Genomic DNA, 14,896 nt, shown 5'->3' with positions numbered 1-14,896 from the left:
CCCTCCCCTCATTTAGTAGACACGGAATGGTACGAAGAACGTCGATTCTTCCTCGGCCTTCACGCCGTCGGTCAGATACCGGTTGCGCGCCGTATACGCGAGCAGGCCGGCCATCATCGCATCAATCTTCTCAGGACTGTTCGGCGTCTCCTTGAACACGAGATAACCAAACGCGCGTTCACGACGCCGCGCGTTACGGAAATGCGCCACCAATCGCGGGTCGGCCAACAAGGCTACCGACTCCAACCTTGGCTCGGCATGACGCGGCACATCCTCCAGCTCATACTGGAAGTTCGCAGCCATCGTCACCAACGCCTGATACACGTCACGCTGCCACGCATTCGTCCAATACCGAATCTTGCCGCTATTACGGTTACGCGGCCCCACCATGAGACGATCATCGAAATCAAGTTCCCACTGCGCCACCATGCTCTCCCACGGATTCACATCAGCGAAGAACGCGACCACATTGTAATGGTCCATCATGAACCGCACCATGCCATCAAACGCGTCACGATCCACACGCCACTCAGCCGCACGAGCATCATCAGGCTTCGACTCCAGCTTGATAAGGAACAGCAAACCATCACGCACACGGCAACCCACAAGAGCCGTGGAATCATCACTGATGGACCCATCGAACCCGAGCGTGATCGGCTCGTCCTTGCCAATCACGTTCTTCCATGCGTCCATCATCTGCCGCTTGTCACCCGTACGATACAAGTCACGACCCACAAGATGATTCTGAATCTGCGACTCAGGAAGCCATGCATCCATGGCACTCGTCAACGAGTTCAAATAGAAGCGGATAGCCTCGGACGGGTCGGACCCCGCATTGAGCACATAATTCTTAGGACGCTCCAACGGCATCCACCCATATTTCGACGGGCCCGGCTCCATGCCGGGAGACGCCAACGAATAGCCTTCATCATCCTTGCCTGTCTTCGGATTCACGCGAGTGACCCGCCCATCAGGAAGCATGAGATGATCGTACCCGTCCTCGGACTTGGCGACCGACCCATGCGATTCCATCAACGCGTGCATGAGCTTCTTCTCGTTACCCAATTCCTCAACCGGCAGCACCGCATAACGATGGTCGAACAACGTGCGCTGATCGTGCTTCGTCTTGCCCTCGGCAACACTCCATGCGGTACGGTACGTGTCCTCAGCCAACGAGTTCAAACCAGGCTGGTACATCGTCGTCGTCTGCAACGACCACGGCTCGTCAGCGCCACGCTTCGTAAGGTTACGCAGCAACGTCAACGCCATGCTCTTCGCACGCCCAACAAACAAATGGGATTCATCCAACACAAGGAACGTCTGCAAACCACCATCACGGGACGCGGCGCCACTCGTGGCAGGTTTGATCTCACCACCACCGCACTCCTCGGGAATGAGGATGCGCGTCTGCCCCACATCCAAACCGACACCACGCAACTGCGCCAACGGGCCATGCATACAATTGTGGTAGACCACGTCATACACGTTGCCGGTCTGGTCCTCACTGTTCGCCGCCAACGCGACACGGGACCCCTGAATCAAACGGCCAACCGGCTCACCCTTCACATAATGGTACGTGCGGCCAAGAAACTCATACGTCTCACCCTCCTCGGCCCAATGATCGAAACGACACGGAGCCAACGACTCGAACAACACGATCAACGCAGCCAAACCGCTCTTGTTACTGCCCTTCGGCCGCGACAGAAACACACGGTCGAACAGACGACGACCCGACTTGTCCAACGCATAACAGTTGACCATGAACTCCGCATACTCAGGCGTGAACACCATCGGCTCATTCTCAGCAGGCGGAGAACCAACCACACAGAACGTCTCAATCCACCAGACAGCAAAGAAACCCATGCTACGGCGCTTCTGCTCCAACGTGACCTTGGGGATGATGTCATGCACCACACACCACCCCCAACCACCTACTCACCCAGAATCGAATTACGCAACCCACTCATACGTTCAGCACTCACATCATTCACCACAGCGCCACCACCAGCAGCCATCTGATTCGGATCGGGCGCATCCCACTTCAACGCATGACGCGCCATCGGCGTAATACCAAACGCGTTCTCACGCGCACGAATCTCAGCAGCCATCTGCGCACCCGGACGCCGATAGAAACAATCCTTCAAAAACACCAAATCCAACACCGACTGCCAATCCAAATCAGTGCCCATCTTCAACGCCTGCGGACTACGACGAAACTCCTCGTAATACTCAATCGAGTTCGCCAACCACTCCTTACCATCAGGACGCAACGCCGGCATCTCAGGGCCGCGCACCAAACCATCCCATTTAAGCGTCTCGCCGTTTACCCGCGATGCGCGCCTTCCTTGCCCTGCCATTCGCGTTCCTCGCTTCCCAACGAGCCTTGCACGCAACATGCAACGGCACACGATTCTCCAACACCGGCTTCCCACCAGCCTCCAACGGCAACAACCAACCCGACGCGCACGGACCACCAGCATCAATCCGCTCGTAACACTCCACGCACACGCCATCCGACGCGGCCAACACATCCGCATTCGAAAACACCAACGTCACCGGATCAGGCTCCACAGGCTCAGGCTTGAACACATCCTCAGCAGTAATCACCTTGTTCAACCCACGACGAGGCGCCTTGCCTTTACGCTTCAAACGCATATACCGCATACGGCAAGCCGTACTACAGAAATCCTTCGCCTGACTACCCACATTAAAATACGTGCCACACATGAAGCACAGCTTCTTCTTCTGCACCGGCCTCACAATACGACCGTGATAACGCACCATGTCATAATGACGACGACACAAACCACGAGCACACTCTGCACGAGCGCACCCCTCCACCGAGCACGTCACTTGAACGCGGGATGATCAAAGAATGCCGCATCCCTCCTCCGCTCGGCAGCACGACGCTTACCACGCGTACTCTCCACCTGCGTCTTCACATTATGATGCTCATGACACAACGACCACAAACGACTCAACCGGTCATCATCACGCACCATGCTCTGATTCATATGATCGACCTCATTCGCCGGACGGCCACAAATACCCGCCGGAAACCCGTCCACATCAGTCACCGGCCACTGACAGCGATACCCGTCACGCTCCAACACCTTCAACCGAACCTTGGCCCACCCCTTATTGAACCGCTTCTTGCGATCGGACGAAGACCACGGCATGCGCATCACCCCTAACACAGCACAAGCGGAACGAGTAGGATTCGAACCTACGGAACCAATGAGGTTCACACGTTTTCAAAACGCGCGCCTTAAACCACTCAGCCACCGTTCCGAAGCGGGGCGTTCCAGGAAGAACCGAAAACACAGAACACCCCTGATTATAAGAACCCGACCGTGAGAAGAGAGAAGGGAACTATGGAGAACTTCTCAACAGTCGGGCCAGTGCCCCCAGCGGGACTCGAACCCGCACTACAACGATTTTGAGTCGTTTGCCTCTACCAATTGGGCTACAAGGGCATCACACGAACCCGAATCGAACGCCTGCGCGAACGCGATCACCGCCTCGCGCAGACGCCGCTTCGTTTCATCGGCATCAACCATGACGCACACAGCACCCGACCTCGTAGTGACGCGCTTCAACGGAAGCAGCAGCTCCACACTGCCGAACGGATTATCACAGTCCTTGTCGGTGAAGTTGACCGTGAGCGTCGGACCCGAATCGTTAACGCCCATGACGGCCACCTCCCCGCAAGAGATAGTGAGGAACCCAACCCGAGATAGTGTTTGTGGTGGGAATGATTGACGTGCTTCGATCGAACGTCATGCTAATGCCATAGGCATCATATCACACTTTTCGTTGCGGCGCGCGTTGCAATAAACGTTGCAGCCGGCGTTGCAGCGAGCGTTGCAGCCTCAGCCCTACTGCCGATTGGGATTCGAGAAACGTGTTACAGCTTTTCCAAAAAGTCTCAGAACGCATTCACAGTCAGAACCAGAACCACAAGCGGCCATTTGTATATTATACGGGGCACCCTCCCCTGCCCCGGTGCTCGACACGACGTATATACGCGATACGCGCAAGTATGCGCACGCGGGACGCACATACGCGTGCGCGCGCGACGTGGGCGCATGCGTACACGCGCATACGTGCGGACGCGCGTGACGTGCGGACGCGCGCTTGTAGCCGTGCAGCGCGTGCACACTAACGCGTCCGCGTCACACCTACCGCCTGACACGGCTATATACACGCCTGATACGCACTACGCGACACGCCGATGAACGCTAGCGTTTCCAACGGTTTTACAGCATTACTTGACATCCGATTATTCGGTTATGTATGATTGAGCTACCAACCACGGAAGGAGCACTGAAATGAACGCCATAAGACCACCGCCAACAAGCTGCTAGGGCAAGGCCCGGAAGCGCAGCCGGTCAAACCGTAAACCCAACCTCTGAGCATGGCGAAAGCGAGCATCCCGCTCGTGGGCACCTACCGATAGAGACACTGGATACAATCGGACCCCGGCGTAAAGCGGATAACTGAAGACAACGCGAACGGCTGTAAGTCCAGCCCTAGCGCAGACGGACGCGATACCGTAGCGAACAACGCGAACATCACCGCAGCCACGCGATATACCATAGAAACGACCGAAAGGAACCGAGATGGGATTACGTGAGCTACGTACAGCAAGGCACTTAACTCAGACAGAGCTCGCCTCGCAAGCGGGCATGTCTCAGGGCAATTACGCGGATTACGAGCGCGGCGATAGGCCAATCACCAACATGACGCTTGGCAAGGCGCTCAAACTCGCGGACGCTCTCAAAGTCAAGGACTTGCGCAAACTGTTGGACGATTAGCAGTCGTCCATGCGCCAGCGGGTTTAGCCCTACCGGATCATAACCGGACTGGCGCGCTAGCCACGCTCCCCGCGTGGTGTAGCCACACGTGGCACGGTGTGGCGATGGTGAGCGGCCCGAAGGGTATGAAAAATACCCCGAAGGTTGCCTCCTTCGGGGTATTACTTTCGGGCTGTTAGTGCCTGAAAGGGACTATATGACCAAGGGTAGCACCATTTCGGGGCATCTGCAAGTGAACGGCCACGCGCTCGATATCGAGCATGTCGAGCGTGATGTGGTCGTGGTGACAATCGACGGCGTGGCCGTCGAGGTCAGCACAGCGCGCAAGGTCGTCGCGCTGCTGAATGTGATGCTCTAAGTGTCAGGCCGCGCCGCCTTCGGGCGGCGTGGCCGCTCAAAACTCAGGCGACACGCCGTGTGCAAGCGTTCGCGCTCTCACGTGGTACGCTGTACATATCAGGCGTTTCCGCCACATAAATGCTTCGCTCATTACCCCAAGCTTCGGGCGTAATGTAAATCCCCCGGGAAGTTGCACCTTCCCGGGGGATAGAAGCCAAAACCATCAACCGATTTCGGCTCTCTGATTGTATCACATGGGGGCCGATACAAGCAAAGGGAGATTAAAATGCAGTACTTCAACGCCAGCATCGAAACCATGGTCCGCGACTTTGCCGGCGACTTCGCCGACGATTTCGACATCGACGCCATCGTCGCCGACTACATCGATCAGTTCGATGCCAAGCTCGTTGAGCTCGGCTACATGGCCTCGCTGCACGACGATGGTTCGGTCACTGAATGGGATTGGGCGGACATGCCCGGTTGGAATGAGCGCACGCCGCTCGAGCGCGACGGTCTCGATGTCATCGCCGCAGGCATCGACCTCGGCGACATCATGGCTCGCCGCGACCTGACCGCCTGACTCGACACGGGGCTGCTCTAGCGTGCTCGCCATGGAGGCGAGCACGCTTTCCAAGATCAAAACTTCGTAGGTAAGGGAGAACCATCATGCGTATCTATAAGACGGTCCTTAATCAGGACATGGAATCGTCGGCATTCAATTTCGCCGGCGTCGGCGCCTACTTTTTCACGGTAGGCCATGGTGAGCACTACGGGAAAGACGTGTACACAGTCGCTGTTTCACGCGACGATAGTACCGCTGTCGTCGGTATCTGCCCTGGCTACGGCATCGGCATGCAGCGCGCATACGATGAGGAGCTGTCGTCGCGCCTTGCTGAGTACGGAGCCTCGGCAGATGACCTTGCGCGTGCTGGTCTGCCGCCGGCTCCGGCCGACGACTGACGTGTACTCATCTACCGGCAATCGCCGACAAAAAGCCTTCTACCGACTAGTTTTCTAGTCAACGTAATTTCCCCGAGAGGCGGCAACCTCTAGGGGAATGGTGCCAAAAAACTCATCACTGATTTCCGGCCTTTCCATCGTACCACATGGGGGTCGGCACATGGAAGGAGCCGCAATCATGCGAGTTACTGAAACAATTTCCGAACGTCCTACCAATACCGCGCGCATGAGGTATATGGGTCTTGCGCGTGCCGTCTGTCTCGCTCTGTGCTCTTGGGCTGCTGCTGCGGTCGCCGTGTGGTTTGCTCTTGTGCCGCTTGCGGATGATTCCGATAATGGCGCGGCGATCCTGGCTGCCATCGCGATTGCTGCCGCCGGCACGTGGCCGCTTGCGCACAATATCCGCGTGCGCATCCATTGGGCGCTCTGGCTCAAATACAACCGTCGCTAATACTCGCTGCCGCGTCCCACGGCGCGGCAGCCCCACAAACTTAATCAATCATCCCGCCGCATGGATGCGGCGGGCCACTCGGAAGGAAATTATCATGCGTATGCGTATCTATCACAATCTCGATAACAATCAGCTGGAGGCCTATGTGCTCGCGGACGAAAACCGTGCAGTGTCAGGGCAGAAGAAGGGCATTCGCGAGGCGCTGCCCGATTGCGTCGCGGAACTCCAGACGCTCCGTCTCGATCTGTCGGCGGGGAATGTCGCGACAATCTACGCCGACGGGTACGGAGCAATCGTAGTGACGTGGAATAAGTACAATCTCTCTGATGACGTGCAGTTGCATGCCGGCTCGCGTGAGCGTCTGTGCAATCGCAAGCTCGTGCGTAACCGGGACATCGAGGCGCGCACGTCGGATGCTGACGGCCTCGCGTCGGCGCTTGCTGCCGTGTTGCGTAGTGAGGCGGCGTGCCGTCGCGCGAACGATCTGGATACGGCGGCGCGTTTTGAGTATCCGGCAGAGTGCCGTGACTGCAAGCGCGTGGCGAGTTGGCAGAGCACGCGCTGGACGCGGCCGACGCCGCTCGCTGAGACGCCGGCGGATGACGCCGCCGACGACGACGCCGACACGACTGACGATGTTGCCCAGGCTGAAACCGTCATTGTTGAGCCGGTTGAGGTTGAGCATGATGGCGTCGTCGATGTGGAGATGGTTGATACGGCTGGAATTTCAGCCGTGTCAGCTGAGACGCCGACAGCTGAGCATGAGCCGGTTACGCCCGAGCATATTGGGCTTGCTGCCGGCTACTACTGTGACAATGGATCCCGTCATCGTCTGTGGTACGTCGGCGTCGAGCCGCTCGCTATATGGGTGTGTGCGTGGGAAGGCCAGCGCGAGGAAACTTGGCTGCCGGCACCGCGCGGGTTCAAGGACACAAAAGACTGGAATGAGCATCTTCCAGAGTTGCGCGCTTCTCTCACGCCGGTCCCCGCGCCGTATGAGCCGTCTGAGTGCATGCGTACCACTTGGATACCTATGACGACGCCGGCCGATGTTGAGCGCGGTTGGCGGATGACGCCGAGCGGCGTCGCGTATCGCGGCGTGCGCGCTGCCGACGTCGCGCCTACCCCGGCGCCGCGTGCTGTGGTGTCGGCGCCGCAACTGCCGGCTGAGTGCAGTGCGGATACGGTTGAGATTCCTGAGGTGCCGCCGCAAACTAATGAGGACGCGCGTGTGCTTGCTGTTAGCGAGGCTGTGATCCCGACGATTGCGCGTGTGCGGGACGTGTTCCCGGATGTGCCGTATCGTGCCGTGCATGCTATCCGTCGCGTCGTGGAAAGCCGTGACGGCACTGTGAGCAAGAAAAAGGTGGCCTATGTGTTCCGGCATGGCGACGAAATTCAGGTGCTGCGCCGTGACCGGTATGAGAACTCCGGCCGTGACGAGGCTGTCGAGGCTGAGATAGCCGCGCATGTTGCGAGGCTCCAGCGGGCCGCCTGACATCGCTCTGTGGTGTGGCCGCCATGGCGGCGGCCGCACACTCCAAACTCAAACCAAACAAGCGAAGGAAAGTGATTGTGATGGATATCGAACGGGCGAAGAGCACTGTGATTGAGGTGTTCGGGGACGTGGCCGGGTTGGTGTCGTTCCCGGTGTCGTGGAAGTCTGGGCCGGTGGATGGCGGCCACATGGTGGGCACGCTGTATGTTGACGGCCGTGATTTCGATTTCGGGTTCGCGTTCAGGGCGACGCCGGGGAAGGCCGTTGCGGCTCATGTGTTGAATCTGCGCGTGGCGGCTGTCGCGTCTAATCTGCTGGGCACGATCGACGTGGAGGACATGTGGGTATCGTGGGGCAACTCGCATACGTCGTGGGATGAGTCGCGCGGCGTGCGTGGTTTCTACGATGCCGTCAACAGTGTTGCCGGGCATGTGACCGGCTTGGTCGAATCCGATATCGAGGCGTATGCGAATCTGCTGACTGTGGCGTACGCGCTGAAGCAGCTGGCGGACCGGTATCGCGCCGATTGACCTCCCCCCCCCTACTCATAGATGAACTGAGCGGCAGCCGTCATGCTGTCGGGGCTGCCGCTCGATGCTGATTGTCCTAACTGTCAGCCGTCCTAGCGTATCAGGGCGGCGCTACTTGAAAGAAGATACTCATGGGAAAGATGATTGTGAACGGCCGCGAGATTGAGCCGTTGAGCTTGGATGACGCGCTGGAAGGCCGTTATGGGCAGATAATCATGGGCATGGTGAACTCGCTGCTGTGCTTTGACGGCGAGATCGCGACGTGTTTCGTGAACACGACCGACTTCGACGTTGCTGACGGCGGCTGGAATCCCGAGGCGTGGAGCGAGTTCCTGGCCGAGCTGAAGACGTTGGAGGAGCGTTTCGGCGCGGACGTCGTGGGGCTGGTTGTTGAGGTTTGTGACGGGTTCGTTCCGAGGGACGAAAACACGTGGCCCGATGACGAGATCGCGGCGACGTTCTACGACGATTTTACGAAACTGTTCGGCGTGGACCGCGCTACGTTCGGTGACGAGGAGGCGTGAGCGTCATGAAGGACCAGTGTGTGCATGCGTTCACGGCTGACACTGACATCGTCGGCGAGATTGGTGCGTTTCGTGATGGCGCTCTTGATCTGCCGGTGCGTTCTGTTCAGATCAATATCGTGGGTGGCCGTGTGACGGTTGCCGCTGTGGAGCCGGGCGGGCGTCGTGTGCGCACGTTCATCGGCGAACGTACGGATGATCTGATGGACGTTGCCGAGGCGTTCAAGGGCCTTGCGCGCGGCTGGGCTTCCGGCTTCTGTGCTGAGAGTGTCGGCTGAGTTCGGCGTGCGGCCGCCCCGGGGCGACAATGCCGGGGATTGGGATGGAACCGTGGGGCCGAGTCTTGGTGGTTTTGCGGCCTCACGGTTCGTTCAGCGATCAAACGGTGGGTTCGACCGCACGGTCGATCCTACCACACAGGAAGGTGTGTGGTTGAGATGAGTAGACGACGTAAGGCGAAGCCGAAATTGACGCCGGTATGGATGCCGTATCTGCGCGATAGCCTTGCCGACTGGTTTGAAGCGCAGACCGACTGGGCGTATAAGCGTCCGAGTCCGGATTATGAGGATGCGTTGCAGGAGGCGTGGAGTAACGGCGACTCGCTTCGGCACTCGCCTATGTGGTTCGTCAGCCGTGATATGACCACGTTGGCGGTGCATACCGCATTGCGTGAGAAGCCGCCGGAGGTGGAGGCGCCTTCGAGTACCGGCTTCGTGATCTTCGATGGCGGCGTGGATTTCGAGTGCGGGCCGGGCGGGCCCGACGTGCATGTCGTCGCCGTGCAGTGGGTCATTCAGATCGACAGGCAGCGTAAGCGGCATACTGGCGTGGCGTTGTTCACCGACGACAGGAATGTGCGTGAAGCGTTGCGGTGCCCGTTGCCGTTGGCGCCGGTGCTGGACCATTCGCTGGGTGAGCTCCTCGAGGGCGCGTTGGGCACGATAGGCGACATATTGGATGCGGTGTGGGCATTGAGCGCTGAACCGACAGTATGCGATGTGGTCAAGCCGACAAGGCCGGCGCCGGTCGAACCGTTGCCGCCGCGCGTTGTGGATCGGGCGGTTCGTGATGTGCGCATGGTCGTGCTGCGCGAACACCGCGAGACCGGGCCGTCCACGGAAGGCGGCCATGGTTCCCGGCGTGGCTACAGTCATCGGTTCATCGTGCGTGGCTTCTGGCGCATGCAGGCGTATGGGCCGAAGCATTCGTTGCGTCGGCGCCAGTGGATACCGCCGTTCGTCAAGGGCCCAGCCGATAAGCCGTTGGTCGCGAAGGAGACGGTGCGCATATGGAGACGATGAGCTTGGACTGGTTGCTGTCCGCGTATCTTCTGCCTTACACGGGGCAGACCTACAAGCAGTATCGCAGTGCGTTGCGCGCGTGGCTGCGTTGGTGCGATCTGAACGACATTGACGCGTTGCGCGTGCATCGTTCGCATATCGAGGCGTATTGCCGGTGGATGCGCCGCGATCATCCGGCGGCGACGGTGCGTGAGTGGGTCGGCGTGGTGCTCCGTTTCTACCGGTTCGTCACCGAGGAGGGCGTGTTGGAGCGTGATCCTGGCATGGGTGTGCGCTTGCCACGCTCTTATCGCAGGTCGACGGGTAGTTTCCTCACGCGCGAGCAGGCGGGCATGTTCTTGGATGCTGCGCATGGTTTGGGCCGGCAGGAGTATGCGCTGTGCGCGTTGCTGTTGTTGGCGGGGCCTAGGCTCAGTGAGGCCCTTGGTCTTGATGTCGAGGATTGGAACCGGGCCGACGGGACTCTGCGGTACCGTCGCAAGGGCGGCTATGAGCAGGAGGTGCGCGTCGCCGACGCGGTCGTTGAAGCGTTGGCCGTCCATGTCGGCAGGCGGCGCGGCGGCCCGGTGTTCCGCGCCCGGCGTGGCGGACGGCTGCGCGCGGACGCGGCGCGCAATGTCGTGCGTTTGGCCGGCGCGTTGGTGGGCCGTCCTGATATCACGCCGCATTCGTTGCGGCGCACGTTCTGCACGTTGGCGATGGACGCGGGCATGCCGGAACAGGACATCATGGCCGCCGGCGGCTGGAGCACGCGCCAGATGGTCGACTACTACGACATGGCGCAGCGCGGCATGACGCAGCGTGTCGGCGACGCGGTCGCCGGACTGCTCGGACGGTGATCCGGCGAAGTACGGTGCGCGTTCCGCGCGTTTTAAATGAGGAAGCGTAGGCCGGCTCCGTTTTGCGCCGGCCTACGCTTCCCCACACTGGCATGATGTTTTAGTTGTTGAATTGTTCTGTGATTATGTTGTTGGTGAGCATGTCGGCGACGTCCGGCCCGTCCTCGTCCTCGGTGAGTGCTTGGGCGATGGCGGTGAGGGCGTGGCCGATGCCTATGAGCGCGGTGACTTTCGTGTACTCGATGGCTTCGTTCACTGCGAATGAGCTGCCGACGGCGTTGATGTCCGCGTTGATGCGGCGCAGGTTGTTTACGGCGGCTTCAAGCATGAATGCGGCGCTGTCGGCGCATTCGATGGCGTCGCGGTCGTTGATGGTGTCGTCCTTTTCGTCGTGCATGGTCGTCGTCCTTTCAGTCGAGGTGCTGCTGCCGGTAGGTGTCGGTGAGTCGGTAGGCGTCGGTGAGCTTGTAGCGTTTGGTGGCGTGGCCGTTCTTGTCGAGGATGGGCATGAGCTTGCCGCGCGACGCCCATGAGCGGATCGTGCTCGCCGCGACTTCGATGCCGACCTGGTCGAGCATGAGGGCGAGTTCGCCTGCGGTGCCTTCCGCGTCCGTTTCGCACAGTTGCGCGTCGGTCGCGCGGCGCAGGATGGTCGCGGTCCACGTGTTGTTGCAGTGCGCGCAGGTGGCCTCGCGTGCGTCCGCGGCCGCGTACACGGGGCGTGCGCATTCGGGATTCGGGCATATGCCGAGGTGGATGCGGGTTTCGTCCATGTTCGCGAGGATCGCGCACAACCGGGTGACGAGGATGTGTGTTTCGGCCGCGTAGATGGCGCTGGCGGCGGTCTTGCCCGGCGTCCACAGGTCGAGGCCGTCGAGGATGCGTGCCTGTTGCGCGAGGCAGCCTTCGGGCGCGGGCGGCTGCGAGAAGCACATGGCCCACGTGTTGAGTGTCTGTTTGAGGTTGCGGTAGCGGTCCACATAGAGGGCGTCGTAGATGGCTTCGCGTACGGGCGTGGGTGCTTCCGTCCGTCGTCCCCCTCCGCTGTTTGCGGCGTGTTTGCCGTAGGCGCGGTTGAGTCGGTAGTGTTCGAGGTCGTCGCAGTTGTTGGCGAGCCATGCGAGGTCTTGTGCGGTTTGTCGTTTGCAGGTGCGGCAGATGGTTGGCGTGGAGGGGTTGTTGCACATCGGGCACGTCACGCGGGTCGGGTCCTTTCGTTGGCGATGGGTTCGCTGTTCTCAACGTGACGGCGTCGGGTTTAGGCGTACATACACCCGTACGCCGTTTTACGGTATCCCTGACCGCGTTTCGTGCCTGATGCGCATAGTTTATCATATCGACGCTTGTTCATCGTTCTACGGGTCGTTTGCCGCACTTGTGGGGTTTTGGGGCCCGTAGTTGGCTTCGACCCATTCGATGATCGAGGCTTCGTCCTCGCCGGCGTCGAGGCGTCGTGCCACGTCCCTGCACGCCTCGAACCACGCCTTTCCCGGCCCTGTGGTGTCCGGGTTCGGTTCGGGGAACGCGGCAAGGTACGGCCGCATGATGGCGCGTACCTCCGGCCCGCACCATGAGTGCCGAGGCGGCGCGGCATGCACCGGGTCGGGTGGTTTGACCTGTTTCGTCCCCTCCCCCGCCCATTGCGCCTCATGCTCGACCCAACTGCGGAATGTGGCGTCTAGCGCCGTCAGCGTGCGCCGTTTGACACCGAGCGCAGTCAGCCCCTTGCGGGCGATCTTGTCACGGAATCTGCGCTCCAGCCTGATTGCGTCCACGCCGAGCTGTTCGGCGAGGGCGGTGTTCTCCGCTGACGGGCGCCACGATTCCACTAGAGCATCCTCATCCACGTCCTCACCGGCGGGAGTGGGGGCGGCCTCGCGCGTGCGCGCGCGCGTTAAGGTACTTTTACTACCTCCTCCCCCTCTAGAAAGAATATCCTCACTCCCTACTCCTACTCCTACTCCTACTCCGGTCGCGAGTGTCTCGCGAGTGTCTCGCGAGTGACCATCGAGTGTCTCGCGAGTAGTCGTCGAGGCTTCGCTCTCTTCGGCCTGCTGTGGAGTCGGGAACAGGCATGTGCTCGGACGGTCGATTTTCTGGTAGGTCAGGAAGCCCGGAAGCCACAAAAGCCGCTTGCCATGCCATGTGTAGCGCACGACACAGCCCACGGCTTCGAGTTCGTCCAACGCGGCTTCGATGCGCGGGATCACTTCATCACTGTCGTAGGGCATGCATGTGCCACGTATCATGCGCGCGTTGTCACGGTTCACGCCATTGTCTTGCACGTACGACCACAGGCATTCGAACACGAAGCGCGCGTCCCATGACACGGCGCCCATGCTTTCTGAATCGTAGAACTCAGGTCTGATGCTGCGAATGCGCATGTCACTTCACCTTTTCCCGTGCCAGTCTTGCCGCTTCTTCCATGCGGTTGCCGACGATTCCCGAGGCGTACGCGAATGCTTTTTTAGCTGTTAGACGGTGGCTGTCGTACCGCTCCTTGGCTATGCCGAATGCGTACTCAAGGAAGGCGCGCGGCACTCCGATCTGTCCCCAGTATCTTGCGGTTGACCGCCATGTTACGGGCATGGGGAGGCAGTATTCGTCGTCAAGTGACGTGGCGTCTTCCCATAGGTCCCGCACCCTGTCCATGTACTCCTGTTCCCAAAGAAAGTCGGACGCGACCACGGCTTTCGCTTCTGCGAGTGCTTCTCTGAACGCTTCGGCCTGTTCGGACACGCCCGCGACGAGTGGTTCGTCTGGGTTGATGGATGTTTTGCCGATATTGCAATCACGGCAGCACGCCACGAGGTTTTCCGCAGTGCTAGGGCCGCCGAGCGCCTGTGGTATGACGTGATCGACGGTGAGTGGAACGTCTTTCCTATGGCAGTAGTGGCATTCCATTCCGTCGCGGCGGAGAACTTCGAATCGTAGTCTTTTGCTGACAGCCATGTTTTTCTCTCCTCTTGTCTTGGGTTTCTTCGGGGTTGTGGAAGTCGGCGCCGGCTCGGTTTGCGTTTCGTCGGCGCCGAACAGGTTGCTTGGCGCGTCGGCCCAGTCGCATGCCGTGCAACGGTGATACCGGTGGTGTGTCGGGTCGCCGATTCTGTTGACGTGTATGACGTTTACTGGTGCGCCGCATTCGGGGCACTTGCCGGTATCGTCCATGGGTGTTTCCTTAACTTGGTTAGAAGTGGTGTCCGTCGGTCCACCATGAGATCAGTAGGAGTGCGGCGAGGATGCCTATGAGCAGCAACGTGTCCACGTGTCTAGTCGTCCTCGTCGTCCCAGTCGTCGTCTTCGTCGTCGTCGCCGTAGCGCAGTAGGTCGAGGCCGCATGCGCATAGGCCGATCGTCGTGTAGGAGGTCTGGTGCGGCGGCGAGGTGACGCTGATGCGGGTGGTACGCTCGTCGCCGAACGCTTCGTCTGGTGTGGACGTGTCGGCGACGAGCACGAACGGGACCATGCCGAGCACGTCGTGTATCGCGTCGGTCAGCTGTTTTGCGGTCTTGTCGTCCATCGTTCATCGCCCCATGTGTCGTAGTCGTTCATGCCGCTGCTGCTGGTCCTGTACGCGCGCCGGGCATGGGTGGCGTCGGTCTATCGCGTGCGGGCAGCGGTCGGCGCCTATCGATG

The 14,896-nt window shown here is 60.0% G+C and carries 19 protein-coding genes and 2 tRNA genes; 11 read left to right on the top strand and 10 right to left on the bottom strand.

The window, feature by feature from the left end:
• Window positions 1-12 precede the first annotated feature (12 nt).
• From D2E22_RS10010 to D2E22_RS09990, 5 genes are all read right to left on the bottom strand, one after another.
• Window positions 13-1,911: a hypothetical protein gene (locus D2E22_RS10010; RefSeq protein WP_126032934.1), complete on the bottom strand. Its 1,899-nt coding sequence runs from the start codon at window positions 1,909-1,911 to the stop codon at window positions 13-15.
• 20 nt (window positions 1,912-1,931) lie between these two features.
• Complete coding sequence (locus D2E22_RS10005; RefSeq protein WP_126032933.1) at window positions 1,932-2,357, bottom strand: phage terminase small subunit; 426 nt, start codon at window positions 2,355-2,357, stop codon at window positions 1,932-1,934.
• Window positions 2,358-2,849: 492 nt separating this feature from the next.
• A complete protein-coding gene (locus tag D2E22_RS10000) occupies window positions 2,850-3,197 on the bottom strand; it encodes an HNH endonuclease (protein ID WP_241218400.1) in 348 nt (115 codons plus the stop codon).
• Window positions 3,198-3,205: 8 nt separating this feature from the next.
• Window positions 3,206-3,291: transfer RNA gene (locus D2E22_RS09995), tRNA-Ser, on the bottom strand.
• Window positions 3,292-3,402: 111 nt separating this feature from the next.
• Window positions 3,403-3,476: transfer RNA gene (locus D2E22_RS09990), tRNA-Leu, on the bottom strand.
• A gap of 1,146 nt (window positions 3,477-4,622) precedes the next feature.
• Between D2E22_RS09990 and D2E22_RS09985 the strand changes: the two genes are divergently transcribed.
• The 11 genes from D2E22_RS09985 to D2E22_RS09940 all read left to right on the top strand — a co-directional run bounded on the left by D2E22_RS09985 (window position 4,623) and on the right by D2E22_RS09940 (window position 11,259).
• Window positions 4,623-4,817: a helix-turn-helix domain-containing protein gene (locus tag D2E22_RS09985; RefSeq protein WP_126032932.1), complete on the top strand. Its 195-nt coding sequence runs from the start codon at window positions 4,623-4,625 to the stop codon at window positions 4,815-4,817.
• 196 nt (window positions 4,818-5,013) lie between these two features.
• Window positions 5,014-5,175 carry a hypothetical protein gene (locus D2E22_RS10630; RefSeq protein ID WP_164518508.1) on the top strand — a complete coding sequence of 54 codons (162 nt, stop codon included), beginning with the start codon at window positions 5,014-5,016 and terminating at the stop codon, window positions 5,173-5,175.
• Window positions 5,176-5,442: 267 nt separating this feature from the next.
• Window positions 5,443-5,736, top strand: coding sequence for a hypothetical protein (locus D2E22_RS09980; RefSeq protein WP_126032931.1), 294 nt, complete (start codon window positions 5,443-5,445; stop codon window positions 5,734-5,736).
• A gap of 86 nt (window positions 5,737-5,822) precedes the next feature.
• On the top strand, window positions 5,823-6,116 hold the full coding sequence (locus tag D2E22_RS09975) for a hypothetical protein (protein ID WP_126032930.1): 294 nt from the start codon (window positions 5,823-5,825) through the stop codon (window positions 6,114-6,116).
• A gap of 178 nt (window positions 6,117-6,294) precedes the next feature.
• Window positions 6,295-6,567, top strand: a complete 273-nt coding sequence (locus tag D2E22_RS09970) for a hypothetical protein (RefSeq protein WP_126032929.1) — start codon at window positions 6,295-6,297, stop codon at window positions 6,565-6,567.
• Window positions 6,568-6,661: 94 nt separating this feature from the next.
• Window positions 6,662-8,065: a hypothetical protein gene (locus D2E22_RS09965; protein ID WP_126032928.1), complete on the top strand. Its 1,404-nt coding sequence runs from the start codon at window positions 6,662-6,664 to the stop codon at window positions 8,063-8,065.
• A gap of 77 nt (window positions 8,066-8,142) precedes the next feature.
• Entirely contained in the window at window positions 8,143-8,595 is a 453-nt protein-coding gene (locus D2E22_RS09960; protein ID WP_126032927.1) for a hypothetical protein, read from the top strand.
• Window positions 8,596-8,726: 131 nt separating this feature from the next.
• Window positions 8,727-9,119, top strand: a complete 393-nt coding sequence (locus tag D2E22_RS09955) for a hypothetical protein (RefSeq protein ID WP_126032926.1) — start codon at window positions 8,727-8,729, stop codon at window positions 9,117-9,119.
• Entirely contained in the window at window positions 9,116-9,397 is a 282-nt protein-coding gene (locus D2E22_RS09950) for a hypothetical protein (RefSeq protein ID WP_126032925.1), read from the top strand. The genes D2E22_RS09955 and D2E22_RS09950 overlap by 4 nt, the downstream gene beginning before the upstream one ends.
• Window positions 9,398-9,586: 189 nt before the next feature.
• Window positions 9,587-10,420, top strand: a complete 834-nt coding sequence (locus tag D2E22_RS09945) for a hypothetical protein (RefSeq protein ID WP_126032924.1) — start codon at window positions 9,587-9,589, stop codon at window positions 10,418-10,420.
• Window positions 10,417-11,259: a tyrosine-type recombinase/integrase gene (locus D2E22_RS09940; RefSeq protein WP_164518507.1), complete on the top strand. Its 843-nt coding sequence runs from the start codon at window positions 10,417-10,419 to the stop codon at window positions 11,257-11,259. Before D2E22_RS09945 ends, D2E22_RS09940 begins: the two co-directional genes overlap by 4 nt.
• A gap of 100 nt (window positions 11,260-11,359) precedes the next feature.
• On the opposite strand, the gene D2E22_RS09935 is transcribed toward D2E22_RS09940, so the two are convergent.
• From D2E22_RS09935 to D2E22_RS09915, 5 genes are all read right to left on the bottom strand, one after another.
• Window positions 11,360-11,656, bottom strand: a complete 297-nt coding sequence (locus D2E22_RS09935; protein WP_126032922.1) for a hypothetical protein — start codon at window positions 11,654-11,656, stop codon at window positions 11,360-11,362.
• Window positions 11,657-11,669: 13 nt separating this feature from the next.
• Complete coding sequence (locus D2E22_RS09930; protein WP_126032921.1) at window positions 11,670-12,458, bottom strand: MerR family transcriptional regulator; 789 nt, start codon at window positions 12,456-12,458, stop codon at window positions 11,670-11,672.
• Between the two features lie 156 nt (window positions 12,459-12,614).
• On the bottom strand, window positions 12,615-13,643 hold the full coding sequence (locus D2E22_RS09925; RefSeq protein ID WP_126032920.1) for a hypothetical protein: 1,029 nt from the start codon (window positions 13,641-13,643) through the stop codon (window positions 12,615-12,617).
• A gap of 1 nt (window position 13,644) precedes the next feature.
• Window positions 13,645-14,427, bottom strand: coding sequence for an HNH endonuclease (locus tag D2E22_RS09920; RefSeq protein ID WP_206431426.1), 783 nt, complete (start codon window positions 14,425-14,427; stop codon window positions 13,645-13,647).
• A 101-nt stretch (window positions 14,428-14,528) separates the two neighbouring features.
• On the bottom strand, window positions 14,529-14,780 hold the full coding sequence (locus D2E22_RS09915) for a hypothetical protein (protein WP_126032919.1): 252 nt from the start codon (window positions 14,778-14,780) through the stop codon (window positions 14,529-14,531).
• Between the last annotated feature and the right edge of the window lie 116 nt (window positions 14,781-14,896).

This window comes from Bifidobacterium castoris (genome assembly GCF_003952025.1).
In the GTDB taxonomy this organism is placed as follows: Bacteria; Actinomycetota; Actinomycetes; order Actinomycetales; family Bifidobacteriaceae; genus Bifidobacterium; species Bifidobacterium castoris.
Note: the sequence above shows the minus strand (reverse complement) of the source record. Positions and strands in the feature narration are given on the sequence as shown.